This window comes from Alcaligenes ammonioxydans (assembly GCF_019343455.1).
GTDB classification, from domain to species: domain Bacteria; phylum Pseudomonadota; class Gammaproteobacteria; order Burkholderiales; family Burkholderiaceae_B; genus Alcaligenes; species Alcaligenes ammonioxydans.
In genome coordinates, this window is record NZ_CP049362.1 from 3,177,756 (window position 1) to 3,197,737 (window position 19,982).

Consider the following 19,982-nt stretch of genomic DNA (forward strand, 5'->3'; position numbering starts at 1 on the left):
CCCTACCCTGCCCGCCTGTTGAAATAGACGGATAAAACGTATCGAATTGCGACAGCATGCGCGGTTATACCGCGCCCGATCGCAACACTTTCCCTCTCGGGCGATGCGCCCAAGGAACCGTATGAAGATCCTCGTGCTAGGTGCTGGCGTCGAAGGCGTAACCAGCGCTTATTATCTTGCCCGCCAAGGACACAGCGTCACGGTCATTGACCGCATGGCTGGGCCCGCTCTGGAAACCAGCTTTGCCAATGCCGGCCAACTTTCCTTTGGTTATGCCTGCCCTTGGGCTGCGCCAGGTATCCCACGCAAGGCGATCAAATGGATGTTCGACGAGCATCCTCCCCTGACCATCCGCCCCGATGGGACGCTCACCCAAATCAAATGGCTGCTGGCCATGTGGCGCAACTGCACGGCTGACCGCTACGCCATCAATAAAGAGCGCATGGTGCGCTTGGCCGAATACAGCCGCCATTGCATGGCTGAGCTACGCGCTCAGACCGATATTCAGTTCGAGCATCGGGCCCAAGGCACCTTGCAAGTGTTCCGTACACAACAACAACTGGATAACATCGCCGCCGATATCGAGGTGTTGAAAGAGGCCGGCGTACCTTATCAGTTGCTGTCGGCTTCCGAGCTGCACACCATTGAACCGGCGCTCCGTCACGTCGAGCACAAATTGAGCGGTGGTCTACGTTTCCCTGAGGACGAGACTGGCGACTGCCAGATGTTCACACGTCGATTGAGCGAACTGGCTGAACAGGAAGGGGTGGAGTTCCGTTGGAACCAGACGATTCAGCGCATTCACAGCAACGGCTCGGAAATCAGCGGTGTGCAAAGCTCCGATGGTTTACTGACTGCTGACGCCTATGTGGTGGCGCTGGGCTCCTGGTCGAGCGGTTTGATGAAAAACCTGCAAGCTATCCCGGTTTACCCCCTGAAAGGCTATTCGATTACCGCCACAATTGCAGACGCCTCCCGCGCCCCTCAATCCACCTTGCTGGACGAAAGCTACAAAATTGCTTTGACGCGCTTTGACAATCGCATTCGTGTGGGTGGCATGGCCGAGGTAGTGGGTTTTAACAAGCAGTTGAACCCACGGCGCGAACAAACCCTGCTGATGGTGTTGAACGATCTTTTCCCCGGCAGCTATCACAGCGACGCAGACCTGCATTTCTGGACGGGACTGCGACCCAAGACACCGGACAGCACCCCGATTGTGGGACGCAGCCGTTATCCCAACCTGTTCCTGAACACGGGCCACGGAACGCTGGGATGGACCTTGGCTACCGGCAGCGCGCAACTGCTGGCTGATCTGATCAGCAACAAGGAGCCTGCCATCCGCGCCGATGACCTGTCGGTGCAGCGCTACGCTTAAGCTGCGCTCCTCAATGCATCGTCAAAGGCTCTGAGCGGTATGACCGGCAGAGCCTTTTTCAGTGCTTTTTCTCTAGTCCCGTGCCCCATCGAGCAGTAACTGGCAGTTAGCGGCAAACATATACCCCCAGTTATGAAGTGACCGTATGGGCAGTGTCGTCCCGCCCTGGCTGAACTTGCGCCGCATGCGACTGACCAATACCCCCAAACGATTAATGTGCAGGGCACTGGGCGGATTACTGATCACATCTGTTTTGCTGGCCACAGCACACATCAGCTCGTAATGGCTGGCACGACGATCCTCCCGAGCCAGCAGGCAAACCATGAACGCGCGCTCGGTACTGGTCAGGCTAAACGACATGCCAACTGGCGAGATCAAGGTCCAGCCCTCTTGGTCCAATACCCACTCCTGGGTTGCCGATGGCTCTGGAATAAAGGGGATCTGCATCAGACGCCGTTGCAGACTGTGCAAACTGGCGGCCAACAACTCCAAGGAGGCTTGTTTGGGACAAAACTGATCCCCCCCGCTATGCAAGGCCTGCAACATGGCTGAGTCCGTTGCTTCGGACTGCATCAGGATTCCGATTTGCGGACATAGCATCCGTAAACGCACAGCCGCCGAGCAGATTTCAGCCAAGCCGCCCCCCAACCAGGCAATGCATACCGTACCCGCATGGCGCGTCCGTGTCTGGGCTGACTGCAGCAAGGCCGTCACATCCGGACAGAAAATAAGTCGATAACCACGCTCAGCCAGTGCCTGAATTTTTTGTTCTAGTTCGATTCGATCAGCAATGGCAGTGGCCAGATACAGCACAACAGGACCGCCAGCAAGTTCATTTGCAACCGACATAGTTGATACCTTAACTATAATGACATCTGATGACTATGTCGGACAGTATAAATCACGGCCGTGATTTTATCTAAACACCATCGTGTTCGGCTTTACATCAACAATCTGTTGTGTGAAACATTTCTCCGAACGCCTTCGCCATGCACGCCAACACCGCGGTCTTTCTCAGGCTGGTTTGGCACGTCTGTGCGGATTGAGCCAGAGCGCCATTTCCAATTACGAAAACGGTACTCGTCGAGATGCCCGTGAAATTCTGGATCTGGCCCGCGCGTTGAACGTCAGCGTTTTGTGGTTGCGAAAAGGCGTTGGCAAAATGGAGTTCACGGATGACACCTACCTGCTGTCCGAACCCTTGGATGGCCCTCCGATCGTTTCCTGGCCTTTTCGCCTGTTTTCGGTTGATGAAGTCGTGGCCTTGGCAGAGAGTGAACGAGATTTGCTCGATCGCACCATGCGGCATTTACTGGACGGCATGAAACCGCGTTAGCCCTTGCGCGAGTGGACGAACCTTTAACGTTCGTCGGCCTACCCTTTTTATCACATACGACATATCCATACAAAACCATCGTGCAGGTCGTTCCATGAACAATCTGTACTGTGAAACACTTCTCTGATCGCCTCCGTCACGCCCGCCTGCAACGTGGCTTCTCACAAGCCGAACTGGCTCGTCTGTGCAACCTCAGCCAAAGTGCCATCTCCAATTACGAGAGTGGTACACGACGTGACGCGCGCGAAATCCTGGACCTGGCAAAAGCACTGAATATCAGTGCCCAATGGCTCAAGAGTGGCTTGGGCACGATGGAGTTAAGTCCAGCACATGCTGCCACCTTGCAAGACTCCGGCGAAGGTCCACCCATTGTGACCTGGCCGTTCAACCGCTTTTCCGTAGACGAAATTGTGGCTTTGCCGCCCAAAGAGCGGGATCATCTGGATCAAACCATCCGTCACTTGCTCAACGGCATGAAAAGAAAATAAGCCTTATACGTCCACAAGCAGCCCGAAGCTACCTATACTTGTCAGCACGCAGGGGTACTCGCCGTTTGGCGGGTTGAGATAAACCCTCGTACCAGTACGGATAATGCCGATGCTGGGAGCGTGTGCAGCAGGTGCAATGCCTGCCCTGCACTTCTTCCTATATCGGCTCCACCCTCTTTTTGGAGCTGCAATGACAAGCAAAACCCCTTCTTTTACGGCCACAGCGGCCAGTGTCGACCCGGCTGCAATCCAGCCTTTGCCCAACTCCCGGAAAATTTATCAAACTGGCTCACGGCCTGATCTGCGTGTGCCGTTTCGGGAGATTTCCCTGGCTGATACGCCCAGCCATTTCGGCGCCGAGCCCAACCCTCCCCTTAGCGTGTATGACACCAGCGGTCCCTATACGGACCCCACGGTACAGATCGATATTCGCAAAGGTCTGCCTGCCTTACGCCAAGCCTGGATTTCCGAGCGCGGCGATACGGAGTTGATGGCTGGACTCAACAGTCAGTACGGTCAGGCGCGTCAGGCAGACCCGGAACTGGACAGCCTGCGCTTTGAACTCAAACGTCAGCCACGACGCAGTATTTCGGGTGCCAACGTGACGCAAATGCATTACGCTCGGCGCGGCATCATCACGCCCGAAATGGAGTTCGTCGCTATTCGGGAGAATCTGCGACGCGAGCACTACATTGAGAGTTTGCGCGCCAGTGGGCCACAAGGTGAGGAAATGGCTCGTCGCCTCACCAAAGTACACCCTGGCCAAAATTTCGGTGCCAGCCTGCCCACAACGGTCACGCCTGAGTTTGTACGTGACGAGATCGCGCGTGGGCGCGCCATCTTGCCTGCCAATATCAATCACCCGGAAACCGAGCCCATGATTATCGGTCGAAACTTCCTGGTGAAAATCAACGCCAATATCGGCAACTCGGCCCTGGGTTCCACCATTGGCGAAGAAGTCGAGAAGATGACGTGGGCCATCCGCTGGGGAGCAGACACGATCATGGATCTGTCCACAGGGAAAAACATCCACGAAACGCGCGAGTGGATTATCCGCAACTCACCCGTGCCAGTCGGGACGGTACCCATTTACCAGGCCCTGGAAAAGGTCGGTGGCATCGCCGAGGATCTGAGCTGGGACATTTTCCGCGACACCTTGATTGAGCAGGCTGAGCAAGGCGTGGATTACTTCACGATTCACGCCGGCGTCCGTTTGCCCTTTATACCCATGACGGCCAGCCGCATGACAGGCATTGTGTCGCGGGGAGGCTCCATTATGGCCAAGTGGTGTCTGGCGCATCACCGCGAGAGCTTTCTGTATGAGCATTTCGAAGACATCTGCGAGATCATGAAGCAATATGATGTGGCCTTCTCGCTGGGAGATGGCTTGCGCCCAGGCTCAGGCTACGACGCCAATGATCAGGCTCAGTTCGCTGAACTTCGCACCCTGGGTGAGCTGACCCAGGTCGCCTGGAAGCATGATGTTCAGGTCATGATTGAGGGGCCTGGCCATGTGCCCTTGCATTTGATTCCTGAGAACATGCAGTTGCAGCTGGAGCACTGTCATGAAGCCCCGTTCTACACCCTGGGGCCTTTGGCAACCGACATCGCACCGGGTTACGATCACATCACCTCCGGTTTGGGGGCCGCCATGATTGCGTGGCAAGGCACGGCCATGCTGTGTTATGTGACACCCAAGGAGCATCTGGGTTTACCGAACAAGAAGGATGTCAAGGACGGCATCATCACCTACAAAATCGCCGCCCATGCGGCGGACCTGGCCAAGGGGCATCCTTCAGCAGCGTTCCGCGACAATGCTTTGTCCAAAGCGCGCTTTGAGTTCCGTTGGGACGATCAGTTCAACTTGGGGCTGGACCCGGATACGGCGCGTGAATTCCACGATGAGACTTTGCCGAAAGACTCGATGAAAGTGGCACATTTCTGCTCTATGTGTGGGCCCAAGTTCTGCAGTATGAAGATCTCGCAGGATGTACGGGACTACGCCAAGGCTAATGGCCTGGATGAGCAGTCCGCTGTGGAGCATGGAATGAAGGAAATGTCAGTGCAGTTTGTGCAGCAGGGCAGCAAGCTGTATCAGGAGGCTTGACGCTTTGTTGAGGCCCCGCCTGGGGTGAACATGATCTTTGTTTGATCAGGCCTTGATGGGGTAAAGCCCTGGGTGGATTTTTTCTGCCTGGGGCTTTTTTGCGGGATTCGTTGCTTCATTTGTAGGAACGCGAGGTTTGTCAGGCAAAAGACATCGGTGCAGGAGACGCCCGTTGAGCTTAGCCTCAAGGGGTCCGGGCTGAGTGTTTGCCGGTGCTGCGCGCCGGTGCCCTTGTCGGAAGATAGCTACGGGCGCATCCTGAACTCGCCGGGTACTTGGTCCCCCGGACCAAGCACAAGCTTCCGGCTCAGACAGCAGGATGCTTGCACCCCTACGTTATCTCCCGACCGCGGCAAACCCTCTGACCCGCCCGCCCCCCCCTGAGGCTAAGCTCAACGGGCTCACAATCGTTTTTTTCTGAATAATTCAAACTGCATGCTTGGATGACGTGTGACACTTTCCTGGCCTGCGTCGAATCTCTGACATCTCACCTCAGACCTCTTGCCTCTTGCCTCAGACCCCAGACCTCAGGCTTCAGATCTCAGATTTCAGATTTCAGATCTTAGACCCAGATCCCAGATCCTCAATACATGATTACTTGAATAGCCACGGTATGAGCCATTGGGGGCGGTGGGGACCCGGAGGGGCGATTCAGAGTACGTGCCGCAGGCGGGGGCATGATCCGGGGTGCAAGCACTCTGCTGTTTGAGCGGGACGCTTGTGGTTCGTCCGGGGGACGAACCATCCCGCGAGTTCAGAGTGCGCCCGGATGATGACCTCGACAAGGGGCCCGGTGCGCAGCACCGGCAAGTGCTCAAGCCCCTCCGGGTCCCCACCGCCCCCAAGGGCGTGTTCATTACCGGGTTCTCCTGAATAATCAGCCTTACCACCCAAGCAACGGTGAGGTCATCAGCGACAACAGATAAGCACCCATTGGCAGCTCACAACTCACAGCTAACAACAAGCAACAAACAACAAACAACAAACAACAAACAACAAACAGAGGATGCTGCCCTACAACTCCATTACTCCCCGATCGAGCACAAAAAAAAGCCCGGCTAAAAACCGGGCCTTTTATCAGCACCCCCGAAGGGGTGCAAGCAGAGACTTACTTCTGCGGCGCGTACAGATACAACTCCACGCGACGGTTCATGGCACGGCCTTCTGCCGTCGCATTGTCACCAATAGGCGAGTTCGGACCGCGGCCTTCCACCATCAAACGACCTTGGCCTACCCCTTGCTGATTCAGATAATTGGTCACAGCACTGGCACGGTTGACCGACAAGGTCTGATTGGTCTGTGCCGAACCCGTGCTATCGGTATAACCAATCGCCTTGGCGCGCAACTCAGGATGCTGATTCATGGCACGCGCCACACTATCCAGAACAGGCAGCAAAGCCGGTTTCAGCTGATAGCGACCCGTATCAAACGAGACGCTGCTTGGAATATTGACCCGCAAGCTGCCGTCAGCCATTTCGGTCACATCCACGCCCAGACTGGTAGCGCCGGACTGCTGAACGTCTTTCTTGATACCGGACCAGTTATAGGCCGCGATCCCGCCAGCCAATGCACCAATACCGGCTCCGATCAGGGCCGCCTTGCTGCTATCGCCAATCAAGGCTCCAATACCCGCCCCCACTGCAGCGCCGCCACCGGCTCCAACGGCGGTGCGACCGCCCGTGCTCATATTGTCCATCGTGCCGCACGCGGCCAAGAAGGAAAAAACACCAGCACATGCTGCAACTTTTGCAGAACGAATGAAAATTGTCATTATTGGCTCCGTAATCTCAAATTAAGTACCAGGACCACTTGGATGCCTCCCATACTAGCAAGAGGCATCTCAAGCAGGTACTTCAAAACAGGCTTCACTGCCTTCTTTAACAATTCTTGATCTTGCGAGCGGCCTTCCCGACTTCAGTCACTCATTGCCTGTAGGGCTAAGCCTTTGAAAGCTTAGAATAACTCGGCTCCCGAATCGGCAACGACTTCTTTGTACTTCTTAAGATCATTGCTGACAAGCTCACTGAACTCAGCCATGGTACCAGGCTGCACGTCAGAGCCCATCGTTGCCAGTGCTTCCCGCACGGCCGGATCCATCAAGGCCTTGGCATAAGCGGCATGCAGCTTGTCCAGAACAGGCTGCGGTGTACCGCCTGTTGCAAACACGCCGAACCAGGTACCCAGGTCAAAAGGCTTCACCCCAGCCTGCTCCATGGTGGGCACGTCGGGGAAAAAGCTGGAGCGCTCCAGCGTCGTCACTGCCAAAGGCTGGACAGTCTGCGCCTTGATCAGAGGAGCAGCCGAGGCCAGATTGTCAAACATGAAATGGACTTGGCCTGCCAGCAATGCGGTCTTGGCCGGGTTGGCGCCGGCATAGGGAACATGCACAGAATTGATATCGGCACGCGTATTGAGGACCTCTCCAGCCAGGTGGCCCGCACTGCCATTGCCGCCAGACGCAAAATTCAGTTGGCCGGGGTGCTCTTTGGCGTAAGCAATCAGATCCTGCACGGATGCAATCTTGTTCTGCTCGGCAAACTCCTTATTCACAATCAGGATATTAGGCACCGAGGCAACCAGCGCGATAGGCTCAAAGCTCTTGACCGGATCAAAGGGCACCGTCTTGTACAACCACGGATTGATGGCGTTGATTGCCACCGCTCCCATCATCAGGGTGTAACCGTCTGGAGCGGCCTTGGCCACGATGCTGGCACCAATATTGCCACCCGCGCCGGACTTGTTCTCCACCACGACCGTACCCAGATCACCTTTGACACGTTCGGCCAGCAAGCGCGCCATGCTATCCAGTGGACCACCTGGCGGGTAAGGCACCACAAACTGAATAGGTTTGGAGGGGTAGGAATCCTCTGCCATCACGGCAGGTGCAGCCATGACAGCCGCAACACCAGAGACCGCCAGCAGCCACTTACAGACACGAAACATCACTTTTTTCCTTGAAATTAAAATGCATATGGGCTGCGCAAGGCAGCCCATTCAGAGCAGCCATCGATCTTAATGAATGATCTGGCTGAGGAACTCGCGCGTTCTTTCATTACGTGGCGAGTCAAAGAACTCATCAGGCGTATTTTGCTCGATGATTTCACCCTGATCCATAAAAATGACCCGATCGGCCACTTTACGCGCAAAACCCATCTCGTGGGTCACGCACAACATGGTCATGCCGGTGTGGGCCAGCTCAACCATCACTTCCAGCACCTCCTTGACCATTTCAGGGTCCAGGGCCGAGGTAGGCTCATCGAACAACATGATTTTAGGCTCCATGCACAAGGAGCGGGCTATGGCCACACGCTGCTGTTGCCCGCCCGAAAGCTGACCGGGATACTTGTGGGCCTGCTCCGGAATACGGACCCGCTCCAGATACTTCATGGCCAGTTCCTGAGCCTGTGCCTTGGTTTTACGTCGTACCCATATGGGCCCCAGGGTCAGATTCTCCATCACGGTCAGGTGCGGAAACAGGTTGAAGTGCTGGAACACCATGCCCACATCGCGCCGGATGGCCTCGATCTGGCGAAGATCATTGGTGAGCTCTTCGCCCGCCACGATAATCTGGCCTTGCTGATGCTCCTCCAACCGGTTAATGCACCGGATCAGAGTGGACTTGCCCGAGCCGGACGGTCCGCAAATCACAATGCGCTCGCCCGCAGCCACTTCCAGATTGATATCGCGCAGCACATGAAACTGCCCATACCATTTATTGACGTTCTTTAGCTGAATAATGGCGTCTGCCATGCAAAACTCCTTGTCTGGCCGGCAAAGCATCGGATTTGAGCCAAGGCTTTGCCGCCTGTGTCAGCGTTCATAACCCGTTTGCAAACGTCGCTCCAGGGAACGACTGTAGCGAGAGATGGAGTAGCAGAACACAAAATAAATCAGTGCGATGAACAGATACGCTTCCCGGCTGAACCCGCGCCAGGCCGAATCGGCCAGGGCCACTTTGGCCGCCTGGGTCAGATCGAAAATGCCGATAATGACCACCAGGGAAGTGTCCTTGAACAGGGAAATGAAAATGCCGACCAGCGGCGGAATCACGATCTTGAGTGCCTGGGGCAAGATGATCTGACGCATGGTGCGCCAATAGCTCAAACCCAGGGAGGCAGCCCCCTCGTATTGCCCTTTGGGAATTGCCTGCAAACCGCCACGTACGGTTTCGGCAATATAGGCAGCGGCAAACAAAATGATGGCAATCTGGGCGCGCAGCAACTTGTCGATGTTAAAGCCCTCGGGCATGAACAAAGGCAGCATGACCGAGGACATGAACAAGAGACTGATCAGCGGCACACCGCGAATCAGCTCAATGTAGACCACGCATACAGCCTTGACAGCAGGCAGGCGGGACGTCCTTCCCAAGGCCAGCAACACGCCCAAAGGAAATGCAAACGCGATACCGAAGGTGGCCAGGATCAGGGTCAGCGGCAATCCGCCCCACAGGCTGTTTTCCACATAGCTCAGGCCGAGCACCCCGCCCCACATCAGAATGCCTACCACTGTCAGGCCGGCCAGCCACAACAAAGGTAGCCAGGGCTTCCAGAACCAGCGTATGCAACTGCACACGATCAGCAAGGTCAACAGGATCGTCGCCAGCAAAGGGCGCCACTGCTCGTCATAAGGGTAGATGCCAAACAGGATCAGACGATGCTTTTCCCGAATAAAAGCCCAGCAGGCACCGGCACTGGCACGACAGTCCTGAGCCGTTTGCGCATCGAAGTTGGCCTTGATGAACAGCCAGTCGATCGTGGCGGGCACCGTCAACAAGAGCAGCCAGGCCGACAGGACTGTCAAAATCGCATTTAACGGGGATGAAAACAGATTCTGACGCAGCCAGCCCAAAATACCCGTCTGTAGAGGGGGCGGCCCGCTTACGGTGGATGTAGGCGTATGACTCATTTAGCGCTCCACCAAGGCAATACGGTTGTTGTACCAGTTCATGAAGACCGAGATCGACAAGCTGACCGTCAAATAGGCCGCCATAATGATCAAAATGCCCTCAATCGCCTGCCCGGTCTGGTTCAGGGTGGTATTTACCACAGACACAATATCGGGATAGCCAATGGCAACAGCCAGCGAGCTGTTTTTAGTCAGGTTCAGGTACTGGCTGGTCATGGGAGGCACGATCACACGCAATGCCTGAGGCAGGACGACCAGACGCATCATGCGCGCACGGGACAAGCCCAATGCCTGAGCGGCTTCCCACTGCCCCTTGCCCACGGACTGAATACCCGAGCGCACCACCTCCGCCACAAACGCTGAGGTATAGGTAATCAGACCGGCCAGCAAGGCGGCAAACTCGGGCGACACAGTCACGCCCCCCACAAAGTTGAACCCTTGCAAACGCGGCAGGTCCAGGGCCAGGGGCGTGGGGCTGATGAACAAGGCCAGAGCCGGTATCAAGAACAACAGGAGCACACCCACGCGAAGGGTGGGAAAAGGAACGCCGGTTCGCTCCAGACGACGCCGTGCCCAGTGTGCCATCAGCACCCACAGCACCACGGCAATGCCCAGACCTACGAAGATCCAGTCCATTGCGTCGCCCTGCAAGGTGGGCAGCTTCAACCCCCGGTTCGATAAAAACACGCCAGACATCGGATTCAAGGCCTGCCGCGGCCCGGGCAGGGTTTCGGTAATCAGGGCGTACCAGAAGAACAATTGCAGCAGCAAAGGCACGTTGCGCATCACTTCCACATACGCGCCCGCCAGTCGGGACACCAACCAGTTCTTGGAGAGCCGCGCAATGCCCAGCAAGGTCCCAAAGACAGTGGCGGCAATGATGCCTATGACCGCGACTTTAAGCGTGTTGACCAGGCCAACCAGAATGGCCCGCCCGTAGCTATCGGAGGGCGAGTAGGCCAGGTCCGATTCGCCAATGGCAAAGCCTGCCTCTCGATGCAGAAAATCAAAGCCGGTGGAGATATTGCGAACAGCCAGATTGTGTAAGGTATTGGAGACCAGATACCACACACAAAAGCCCAGCACGCCCAAGATCAGCACCTGATAAATAATGCCGCGCGTAAACGGATCATTCCAGGACAGGCGCCGTCTGGGCGTGGCTGGTGTGGCAGGTTTATTTTGTGCCATAGCGTAAAACCCATGGATGCAGCACTACGCGTAGCCCTGCGAGGTGGCGCGCGTCTGGCCAAAGCCAGACGCAACAACAAACAGTGAAGATCGAAATCTTAACGCACTGGCCAGCCGTACATCACCCCACCATCGCGCCATTGTGCATTCAAACCGCGCTCGAGCTTCAATGGCGTGGATTTACCCAGGTTACGCTCGAAGCTTTCACCGTAATTGCCGACCTGTTTAATAATGTTGTAGGCCCACTTGTTATCCAGCTTCAAGCCTTTGCCCAGCTCGCCGGACACGCCCAGAATACGCTGGACGTTAGGATTGTCACTCTTGGTCTTTTCATCCACATTGGCACTGGTAATGCCATACTCTTCGGCCTCCAGCATCGCATTCAGAGTCCAGCGCACCAAGGTAAACCAGTCGTCGTCGCCCTGGCGTACAAAAGGCCCCAACGGCTCTTTGGAAAAGTCCTCGGGCAAGATGTCGAATTCCTCCGGTGTAGTTTGAGCCGCGCGCACGGCAGCCAACTGGGACTTGTCACTGGTAAAGCCGTCACAACGCCCAGAAGTGAAAGAGCGCATGGCCTCTTCCGGGTTATTGATCACCACAGGGTTGAACTTGATCCCCTGACCGCGGAACCAATCAGCCAGGTTCAGCTCAGTGGTTGTGCCCGGCTGTACGCAAATAGCGGCCCCATCGAGCTCTTTGGCACTTTTCACCCCCAGATTCTTTTTCACCATGACGCCCTGGCTGTCATAGTAGTTAATGCCAGTGCTGACCAAGCCCAAGGTCGTATCGCGCGAGATTGTCGCGGTGGTATTACGAGTCAGAACATCCACTTCACCCGATTGCAAGGCCGTAAAGCGCTGCTGGGTAGTCAAAGGCGTTACCTTGTATTTTTTCGCATCCCCAAACACAGCAGCGGCGATCGCACTGCACATATCCACGTCGATGCCAGACCAGACCCCCTTGCTGTCGGCCAGCGAGAATCCAGCAATACCCGTTGAGACACCACACTGCACAAAGCCTTTCTTCTTTACCGCGTCCAGTGTTTCGCCCGCCTGCGCATTGGCGGCCAGGGCCATCAACGCAACACTACATGCCAAGGTTTTCACTAAGGTCATGGAATATCACCTCCTGTTTACTTTTGGTAAATGGATGCAGATTACAATTGCAGCTAAGCTGTGGTGTCCAATCGTAGAACCAGTCTGTACAAACACAAATCGGGGGTTTCCCTCTGACAGCCTGATAATTGCGTTGACCTACGCCGACATTTTCATGCGGGCTCCCGCCCTCTTTTGCCGGGGGCTTTCCAAGCAGACTCCTCTTTAATTGTGCGTCGCGATGATCGAGTTCCAACACGTTTTTAAATCGTATGGCCGCAGTAAAAATATTCTCGCCGATATTAATTTCCGTATTGATAACGGCGAATTCATTTTTGTGTCGGGCCCGTCGGGAGCAGGGAAATCCACTTTGCTGCGCCTGATCGGTGGTCTGGAGCTGCCCAGTCGGGGCTCTGTCCAGGTCAACGGGCACCGGCTGGATAAACTTCCTGCGCGTGCGCGGCCCTACCTGCGACGTGCGGTGGGCGTAGTGCTGCAAGATACACATTTGCTGCAAGATCGCAGCGCCCTGGCCAATGTACTGCTGCCACTGGCAGTCGTGGGGCTGGAGCCTCGCATCGCCCAGGCACGGGCCCGGGCTGCGATGGAAAAAGTTGGCCTGCGCGGCAAAGAAGATTTGAAGCCGGTGGAAATGTCCGGCGGAGAGCAGCAAAGGCTGGCAATTGCGCGCGCCATTGTGAATCGGCCAGCCATCTTGATCGCTGACGAGCCCACGGCGAATCTGGACGCCGATAATGCCAAACGTATCATGGACGTCTTAATGGACTTTAACCGGGTGGGGGTCACAACCCTGATCGCCTCGCACGATCTGAACCTCATGGCCCGCTACGCCCGTCGTACCCTGTTGATTCAGGATGGTCGCTTTTCCGATCACCCAGGAGTGCTGGCATGAGAACCTGGCTGCGTCACCATCAATATGCCTTTCTGGTCGCACTGCGTCGCCTCAAAGTGCAGCCCTTTTCATCGCTGTCCAATCTGCTGGTCATTGCCTTGACCCTGGCTGTCCCGGTTCTGGGTGCCAGCATCCTGCTGGCCGCCCAACCGGTCGTGCGCGAAATCCCCACCTCGCCCGAAATGACCGTGTTCATGAAACAGAACAGCACCCTGGAGCAGGCTCAGGCCTTCAGCCAGGCATTGGGCAAAGAATTTCAGAGCGAACTGGCCAACATCCGGCTTGTCAGCAAAGAGCAGGCTCTGAAGCAACTGCAAAGCAACCCCAGTTGGACGCAAGCCCTAGACGCGCTACCCAGCAATCCCTTGCCCCACGCTATTGTGCTGACGCTGCATGAAACTCCGGATCTGGTGACGCGCGCCGATTCGCTTGCCCAGGCCCTGCAAGGCCGTGAGGGAGTCGATAGCGTGCTGCTCGACAGTGAGTGGGTGCAACGCCTTGCCGCGATTCTGAGCTTTATCCGCATCGGTTTGTGGATTTTGATGGCCGGCGTCGGCGTGGTGGTCATTGCCACCGTGTTCAATACGGTGCGCCTGCAAGCCCTGAACCAGCGTGAAGAAATTGCCGTGGCCCGCCTCGTGGGGGCAACCGAGGCTTTCGTGCGTCGCCCCTTTTTATATATGGGCGCGCTGACAGGCTTGCTGGCCAGCGCCTTGGCGTGTGGACTGGCCCTGCTGGCGCTAACGCCCCTGAACAAGGCGCTCTCCAGCCTGGCCCAAAGCTACGGCGTGCAATTTACGCTCCGGCTGCCGGAATTTTCTCTTTTACTGACGGCTGCGGTTTTGGTCGCCATTCTGGGCGCACTGGCAGCTCGCTGGTCTGTTACCCGTAGTACCCAATATTGATGTCACTTCCCCAACCCTGCCCCAAAAACCTGGCCGAAAAAGTGGTGGCCTGGCAAAAAACTTCCGGCCGCCACCATCTGCCCTGGCAAAACACGCAAGATCCTTATCGCGTCTGGCTGTCCGAAATCATGCTGCAGCAAACCCAGGTAGCCACGGTGCTGGGCTACTATGCGCGCTTTCTGGAACGCTTCCCCACCGTTCAGGATTTGGCTGCGGCCGAGCAGGACGAGGTCATGCCTTACTGGGCAGGCCTGGGCTACTACGCCCGCGCCCGCAATTTGCACCGCTGTGCCCGCGAGGTCATGGAAAAGTGGGGGGGGCGCTTTCCCGCCACCGCCGCTGATCTGGCCACCCTGCCTGGCATAGGCCGCTCTACTGCCTGCGCCATCGCTGCATTCTGCTTTGGCGAACGCAGCCCCATCATGGACGGTAACGTCAAACGGGTTTTTACACGTTATTTCGGGATCTATGGTCCCACGCAGAAAAAGGCCGTAGAAAATACCTTATGGGCCAAGGCCGATGAGATGGTGGAACTGGCCCCGGCCGATCTGGACATGGCCGCCTACACACAAGGCCTGATGGACCTGGGCTCGCAATGCTGTACCCGCAGCAAGCCCACCTGCAGCCTCTGCCCACTGCAAAGCGACTGCTATGCCCACACCCATCAGGTGCAGTCCGAGCTACCCAGCCCCAAAGAGCGTATCCGCCAGGACGAGCGCTATGCCCATCTATTGATTCTGGAGCTCAATGGTCAGGTTCTGCTGGAGCAGCGACCCGACAAGGGCATCTGGGGTGGTTTGCTCACCCTGCCCCAGTTTGACGATGCCAGCAGCCTGCACGCTGCCGCGCTGCGCTGGTCCGGTAAGAAAGCTGTGGCGCTGGCTTCATTCCAGCACGTGTTCTCGCATTTCAAGCTGCACATCACGCCCTGGCTGCTGCACGTAGATGAGACTCTCCTGGCAGAGCCGACTGCAGGCCAACAATGGCATGATCATGAATCGCTGGAGCAAACAGCCTTGCCGGCCCCTGTCCGCAAGCTGCTGCTCGGTTTGTATCAGGGCAAGAACAGTGAGCAATTGATCTTGAGCTGACAGGGCCCGGGGGCTTGGCTGGCCCCCGGCCAAGTCTGCAACAATAGTCCGCCGTCAACGCCCTTAGGCCGGGCGGGCCGGTTTATCGTTGCTGATACTCATCAACATCCCGCAGGCCACGCCCAGGGTCATCAACGCCGTACCGCCATAACTCAGGAAGGGCAAAGGCACACCCACCACGGGCAAAATCCCCGTCACCATGCCTATGTTTACAAACACATAGACAAATAACATCATGGCCATGGAACCCGCCAGCAAACGACTGAACTGGGTATGCGCTCCTGCGGCAATCGACAGGCCACGCAAAATAAGCAGGGCATACAAGACCAGCAGCATGATGCCGCCGTAAAGCCCGAACTCTTCTGCAAATACAGCAAAAATAAAGTCGGTCGTGCGCTCGGGCACAAAATCCAGATGAGACTGGGTGCCCATCATGTAACCCTTGCCGTACACGCCTCCCGAACCAATCGCAATCATGGATTGGATGGTGTGAAACCCGCGGCCCAAGCGGTCACTGCCCGGATTCAGCAATGTGCAAACCCGGTGTTTCTGATAGTCGTGCAAAACGACCCAATCCAGATCGGGCACGCAAATATAGTCTTCGTAATACAGCAAGGCGCTGATGCCCAGCACCAGTACCACCACGATGGGAACAATCAGCTTGAAGGACAGGCCCGCAAAATAAATCACGCAAAAGCCAGCGGCGAACACCAGCAAAGCCGTTCCCAAATCCGGCTGCCGCACGATCAGCAAAAAAGGGATCATCAGCAAAATGCCGGCCACCAGAAAATCCAGCAGGGTCATTCTGGGCCGCTGGTAACGGTGAAAATACCAGGCCAGCATCAAAGGAACGGAAATCTTGAGCATTTCCGAGGGCTGAATCCGCGCCACCCCCAGGTCCAGCCAACGCGTTGCGCCTTTGCTGGTTTCGCCAAAAAACTCCACACCCAATAGCAACACCACGCCCACGGAATACACCACTGGCGCCAGCTTCATCCACATCGCTGGCGGGATCAGGGCAGCCACCCACATTACCCCAAATGCCAGCAGGAAATTGCGCACCTGATCGGCAAAACGCCAGTCAGTCCCGCCCACTGCCGAATGCATGACCGTCATGCCCAGCGCGGCCATCAAGACCAGCAGGAGCAACAAAGGCCAGTCAAAGGCGGAGACGGCGCGAAGGCCCAGTTGCAAAATCCGCTTCATTGCATCTGCCCTCGCTCCACCAACCAGTAATCAAAAACCTTGCGCACAATAGGCGCAGCCACTGATCCGCCCCAACCCGCATTCTCCACAATCAAGGCAACCGCAATCTTGGGGTTGTCGGCCGGCGCGTAAGACATGAACAAGGCGTGATCACGCAAGCGTTCATCAATGGCGTTGGCGTTGTACTTGGCGCCTCGCAAGCTAAAGACCTGAGCGGTCCCTGTCTTGCCGGCGGCCTGATACGCTGCCCCGGCAAAAGCGCGGCGGGCGGTTCCCAGACGCACGACATCCACCAGCGCGCGCTTGATGACGTCCACATTCGCCTGCTTCAAGGGAATCAGCTTGGCATCAATGCGCACCGGCTGTTCAATTTCCGGATCATGGGGGTTCAGGGTCTGGGTAACCAAATGCGGTGGCCTGACGATGCCATTGCTGGCCAGCACCGCGGTGGCATGAGCAAGCTGCAACACGGTAAAAGAGTTGTAGCCCTGCCCCACTGCCACCGAAATACTTTCTCCGGCATACCAGCGCTGCTGGGCAGGTTTGCGATAGGCCTTACGCTTCCACTCAGTCGACGGCAGTATGCCTTGCCGCTCACCGTCCAGGTCAATCCCGGTCTTTTGTCCAAAGCCGAACTGTTTCATGAAGTCGTGCAGATTGTCGACTCCGATTTCCGGCCCCAGGGAATAAAAATACGTATCCGAGGACACCACGAGCGCACGGTGCATATCGGTAGAACCATACACCGCCCCCCCTGCATTGCGGAAACGCTGCCCGCCAAACTCGAAATAGCCGGGGTCGGAAATACGGTCGCTTGCCTTGCGCTTGCCTGTCTCAAGAGCAGCCAGAGCCACAAAGGGCTTGTACGTAGAGCCGATGGGGTAGGTGCCATACAAGGGACGATTAATCAGTGGGTGATCGGGCGAATCATTCAGTTTGCGCCAGTTCTCCACGTCAATACCGTCAATAAACAAGTTCGGATCAAACGAAGGGGCCGAAACGAAGGCCAACACCTCGCCGGTGCTGGGTTCAATGGCTACCAAAGCACCCCGGCGTCCCGCGAACAGGCCCTCGGCCATTTTCTGCAGGCCGATATCCAAAGACAAACGCAGGCTGGCACCTGGCACCGGGTCCACACGGCTTAAGGTGCGTACGGGCCGACCCGAAGCCGCTACTTCCACTTCCTCGATGCCGGTGCGGCCATGAAGGGTTTTTTCCCAGGTTTTCTCAATGCCCTTTTTGCCGATCACCTGCGTGCCGCGATAGTTGCCCGTTTGACCCGTTTCCTCAAGGCGCTGTTGATCGGCCTCCGAAATGCGCCCCACATAACCCAGCACATGCGCCGCTACCTCGCCCTGCGGATACTCGCGCACCCAGCGAGCCTGCAAGTTCACACCCGGAAACTTGAAGGCATGAGCCGCAAACCAGGCGGCTTCATCATCGCTCAGATTATTACGTAGCAAGATTTCGGAATACCGGCTGTTTTGTGCCACACCCTGCTTGAATCGGCGACGGTCACGGGGGCTTAGCGCCACCAGTTCCCCGACACGATCCAGCATGTCATCGACCGGTTCCGTCAGGCTGGCCGGTACCACCGACAAGGTGTAGTCGCGATAATTGCGGGCCAGAACCTCGCCATTGCGGTCCAGAATCTCGCCACGTCGGGGAGTGATCGGGATGACGGCAATACGGTTCTGATCGGCTCGGGCAGCAAAACCTTCATAGCGCACCACCTGCAAATACCATAGGCGCACGCCCAGCACCCCGAGCAGAACGCAAGCCAGAACAGCCGCAACCAGCGCACGAAACAGAATGCGCTGGCGCAATTGATGCGAGGTTTTTTTGAATTCAAACATGGCCGCCCATCCCGTCAGGACGAACCGGAGTCGGACTCGTCCAGACGCCGCTGCGGCAGGAACAGCACGCTATCGGCCAGGGGCCACAGGGCGGCGGTCAGCAAGGTGCCGCCCGCCCACTGCCAGCCGGACCACTCCCCCACCAGCCAGGCGTGCAGGACGCGCACCAGCAACTGGGCCAACAGCATGACGATTGCCATGTGCAAAAAGTGGGTCCACATGCCGAAATTCAAAATGCGCTTGCGTAACAGCAAGGCGCCGTACACCACCAGAATATAGGTCAGCGCATGCTCGCCCAAGAGGCTGCCATCGTGTACATCAACCAAAATGCCCAGAAAAAACGCCAGGGACATGGGGACACGACGTGGCTCATGGACCGCCCAAAAAGCCAGCACCAGCATGAGCAGGTCCGGTGCAAACGGCAACAGTCGCCAAGGCAACATGGAGCCCAGCCACATCAAAAGAATCGATCCCCAGACCAGCCAGGGGCTGGACGCGCGCGAGAAGGGGCTGCTGTCGATGGGCTGCAGGCTGCTCAGGTTGGACGCCCGGCTTGTGCGGTTGGATGTGTCGGGGGACTCAACGCGGCGCGTCATGGGCTTCGTCCTGTTCAAGCGGGCGCTCGCTCTCGGGCACCAGCAAAATCAGAAAATGGCGGTAGCGCTCAGGATGCGACAAAGGCGTGACCAAGGCCAGGGCAAAGCCCGAGGCGTCATCGCGCTCAATGCTGCTGACGATACCCACGGGCAAGCCGGCAGGAAACAAGCCCCCGATCCCGCTGGTAATCAGGGTGTCGTTGGGCTCCAGATCCACATCGCTGGTCAGGTACCGCACTTCCACCTTGCCGCCCGGATTGCCCCCAAAAGCGATCAGACGCAGGCCGTTGCGCAGCACCTGCACCGGTACCGACACCTTGTCGTCGGTAATCAAGGCCGCCTCTGAGGTAAAGCGCGTGACACGCACCACCTGGCCCACCACCCCGCCCTCATCAATTACCGGCATGCCCGGGCGAATGCCGCTGGAAGAGCCTTTGTTGAAGATCAGATGGCGGGCATACCCGTTGGGCGGCTCATACAGCACTTCCACGGCTACCGACGGTTGCGTCACGGCATCAGCCACCTGCAGTAGACGGCGCAATTGCTCGTTTTCGGCAGACAGCTGGGCGGCATGGGTGGAGAGCTGAGCCAGCTCGATACGCTGGCGTTGCAAGGCTTCTTTTTCGGAACGGGCAGTTGAGGCCGCATCCGTCCAGCTGCTGAAGTAAGTGACCAGATCACGGGGAGCGAGCATGACACGCTGAAAAGGGTACAGAACAGCAGCGACAGCCTGCCGCACCGGTTCGAGCACCGCAAAACGCGCATCCGTAATCAACAAGCCCACCGCCAGCACCAAAAGAGCGGCCAGACGCAGCTCAGCGGATGAGCCGCGCCTAAATAGCCGGATGGAGCCTTGTTCTCGCATTACTCAAACACTCGATCGCTTGCCTTCCACTGGCAGACCACGCCGTGGAGCCCAAGC

General features: G+C 57.0%; 18 protein-coding genes. 7 read left to right on the forward strand and 11 right to left on the reverse strand.

Annotation, left to right across the window (positions count from 1 at the left end):
• Nucleotides 1–121 precede the first annotated feature (121 nt).
• The gene (locus FE795_RS14550) at nucleotides 122–1,375 is read left to right on the forward strand and encodes a D-amino acid dehydrogenase (protein WP_131070916.1); all 1,254 of its coding nucleotides are present in this window, start codon (nucleotides 122–124) and stop codon (nucleotides 1,373–1,375) included.
• A gap of 72 nt (nucleotides 1,376–1,447) precedes the next feature.
• Here the strand turns inward: FE795_RS14550 and FE795_RS14555 are convergent, their stop codons facing one another.
• A complete protein-coding gene (locus tag FE795_RS14555; protein ID WP_219235125.1) occupies nucleotides 1,448–2,224 on the reverse strand; it encodes a DNA-binding response regulator in 777 nt (258 codons plus the stop codon).
• Between the two features lie 112 nt (nucleotides 2,225–2,336).
• Between FE795_RS14555 and FE795_RS14560 the strand changes: the two genes are divergently transcribed.
• The 3 genes from FE795_RS14560 to thiC all read left to right on the forward strand — a co-directional run bounded on the left by FE795_RS14560 (nucleotide 2,337) and on the right by thiC (nucleotide 5,306).
• Entirely contained in the window at nucleotides 2,337–2,711 is a 375-nt protein-coding gene (locus FE795_RS14560; RefSeq protein WP_003801914.1) for a helix-turn-helix domain-containing protein, read from the forward strand.
• A gap of 110 nt (nucleotides 2,712–2,821) precedes the next feature.
• Nucleotides 2,822–3,199 carry a helix-turn-helix domain-containing protein gene (locus FE795_RS14565; RefSeq protein ID WP_003801916.1) on the forward strand — a complete coding sequence of 126 codons (378 nt, stop codon included), beginning with the start codon at nucleotides 2,822–2,824 and terminating at the stop codon, nucleotides 3,197–3,199.
• A gap of 190 nt (nucleotides 3,200–3,389) precedes the next feature.
• On the forward strand, nucleotides 3,390–5,306 hold the full coding sequence (gene thiC / locus FE795_RS14570) for a phosphomethylpyrimidine synthase ThiC (RefSeq protein ID WP_131070917.1): 1,917 nt from the start codon (nucleotides 3,390–3,392) through the stop codon (nucleotides 5,304–5,306).
• 1,108 nt (nucleotides 5,307–6,414) lie between these two features.
• On the opposite strand, the gene FE795_RS14575 is transcribed toward thiC, so the two are convergent.
• The 6 genes from FE795_RS14575 to FE795_RS14600 all read right to left on the reverse strand — a co-directional run bounded on the left by FE795_RS14575 (nucleotide 6,415) and on the right by FE795_RS14600 (nucleotide 12,514).
• Nucleotides 6,415–6,993: an OmpA family protein gene (locus FE795_RS14575; RefSeq protein WP_003801921.1), complete on the reverse strand. Its 579-nt coding sequence runs from the start codon at nucleotides 6,991–6,993 to the stop codon at nucleotides 6,415–6,417.
• A gap of 266 nt (nucleotides 6,994–7,259) precedes the next feature.
• On the reverse strand, nucleotides 7,260–8,249 hold the full coding sequence (locus FE795_RS14580; protein ID WP_003801922.1) for a Bug family tripartite tricarboxylate transporter substrate binding protein: 990 nt from the start codon (nucleotides 8,247–8,249) through the stop codon (nucleotides 7,260–7,262).
• Nucleotides 8,250–8,318: 69 nt separating this feature from the next.
• Nucleotides 8,319–9,056: an amino acid ABC transporter ATP-binding protein gene (locus tag FE795_RS14585; protein WP_003801924.1), complete on the reverse strand. Its 738-nt coding sequence runs from the start codon at nucleotides 9,054–9,056 to the stop codon at nucleotides 8,319–8,321.
• A 60-nt stretch (nucleotides 9,057–9,116) separates the two neighbouring features.
• Nucleotides 9,117–10,211, reverse strand: coding sequence for an amino acid ABC transporter permease (locus tag FE795_RS14590; protein WP_003801926.1), 1,095 nt, complete (start codon nucleotides 10,209–10,211; stop codon nucleotides 9,117–9,119).
• Nucleotides 10,212–11,399 (reverse strand): amino acid ABC transporter permease, encoded by a 1,188-nt coding sequence (locus tag FE795_RS14595; RefSeq protein WP_131070919.1) that lies wholly within the window; start codon nucleotides 11,397–11,399, stop codon nucleotides 10,212–10,214.
• A 98-nt stretch (nucleotides 11,400–11,497) separates the two neighbouring features.
• A complete protein-coding gene (locus FE795_RS14600; protein ID WP_003801927.1) occupies nucleotides 11,498–12,514 on the reverse strand; it encodes an amino acid ABC transporter substrate-binding protein in 1,017 nt (338 codons plus the stop codon).
• A 220-nt stretch (nucleotides 12,515–12,734) separates the two neighbouring features.
• Here FE795_RS14600 and FE795_RS14605 point away from each other — a divergent pair, with 220 nt between their 5' ends.
• Genes FE795_RS14605 through mutY form a run of 3 tightly spaced genes read left to right on the forward strand, consistent with a single transcriptional unit; the run spans nucleotide 12,735 to nucleotide 15,402 of the window.
• Nucleotides 12,735–13,406 (forward strand): cell division ATP-binding protein FtsE, encoded by a 672-nt coding sequence (locus FE795_RS14605; protein WP_003801931.1) that lies wholly within the window; start codon nucleotides 12,735–12,737, stop codon nucleotides 13,404–13,406.
• A complete protein-coding gene (locus FE795_RS14610) occupies nucleotides 13,403–14,311 on the forward strand; it encodes a cell division protein FtsX (RefSeq protein ID WP_059318245.1) in 909 nt (302 codons plus the stop codon). Before FE795_RS14605 ends, FE795_RS14610 begins: the two co-directional genes overlap by 4 nt.
• On the forward strand, nucleotides 14,311–15,402 hold the full coding sequence (gene mutY, locus FE795_RS14615) for an A/G-specific adenine glycosylase (protein ID WP_219235127.1): 1,092 nt from the start codon (nucleotides 14,311–14,313) through the stop codon (nucleotides 15,400–15,402). Before FE795_RS14610 ends, mutY begins: the two co-directional genes overlap by 1 nt.
• A 63-nt stretch (nucleotides 15,403–15,465) precedes the next feature.
• On the opposite strand, the gene rodA is transcribed toward mutY, so the two are convergent.
• The 4 genes from rodA to mreC are packed head-to-tail and all read right to left on the reverse strand — an operon-like array spanning nucleotide 15,466 to nucleotide 19,925.
• The gene (rodA, locus tag FE795_RS14620) at nucleotides 15,466–16,608 is read right to left on the reverse strand and encodes a rod shape-determining protein RodA (RefSeq protein ID WP_003801938.1); all 1,143 of its coding nucleotides are present in this window, start codon (nucleotides 16,606–16,608) and stop codon (nucleotides 15,466–15,468) included.
• The gene (mrdA, locus tag FE795_RS14625) at nucleotides 16,605–18,464 is read right to left on the reverse strand and encodes a penicillin-binding protein 2 (RefSeq protein WP_003801940.1); all 1,860 of its coding nucleotides are present in this window, start codon (nucleotides 18,462–18,464) and stop codon (nucleotides 16,605–16,607) included. Before mrdA ends, rodA begins: the two co-directional genes overlap by 4 nt.
• 14 nt (nucleotides 18,465–18,478) lie before the next feature.
• Nucleotides 18,479–19,060 (reverse strand): rod shape-determining protein MreD, encoded by a 582-nt coding sequence (mreD, locus tag FE795_RS14630; RefSeq protein ID WP_131070921.1) that lies wholly within the window; start codon nucleotides 19,058–19,060, stop codon nucleotides 18,479–18,481.
• Nucleotides 19,044–19,925, reverse strand: a complete 882-nt coding sequence (mreC, locus tag FE795_RS14635) for a rod shape-determining protein MreC (protein ID WP_131070922.1) — start codon at nucleotides 19,923–19,925, stop codon at nucleotides 19,044–19,046. Before mreC ends, mreD begins: the two co-directional genes overlap by 17 nt.
• Nucleotides 19,926–19,982 lie beyond the last annotated feature (57 nt).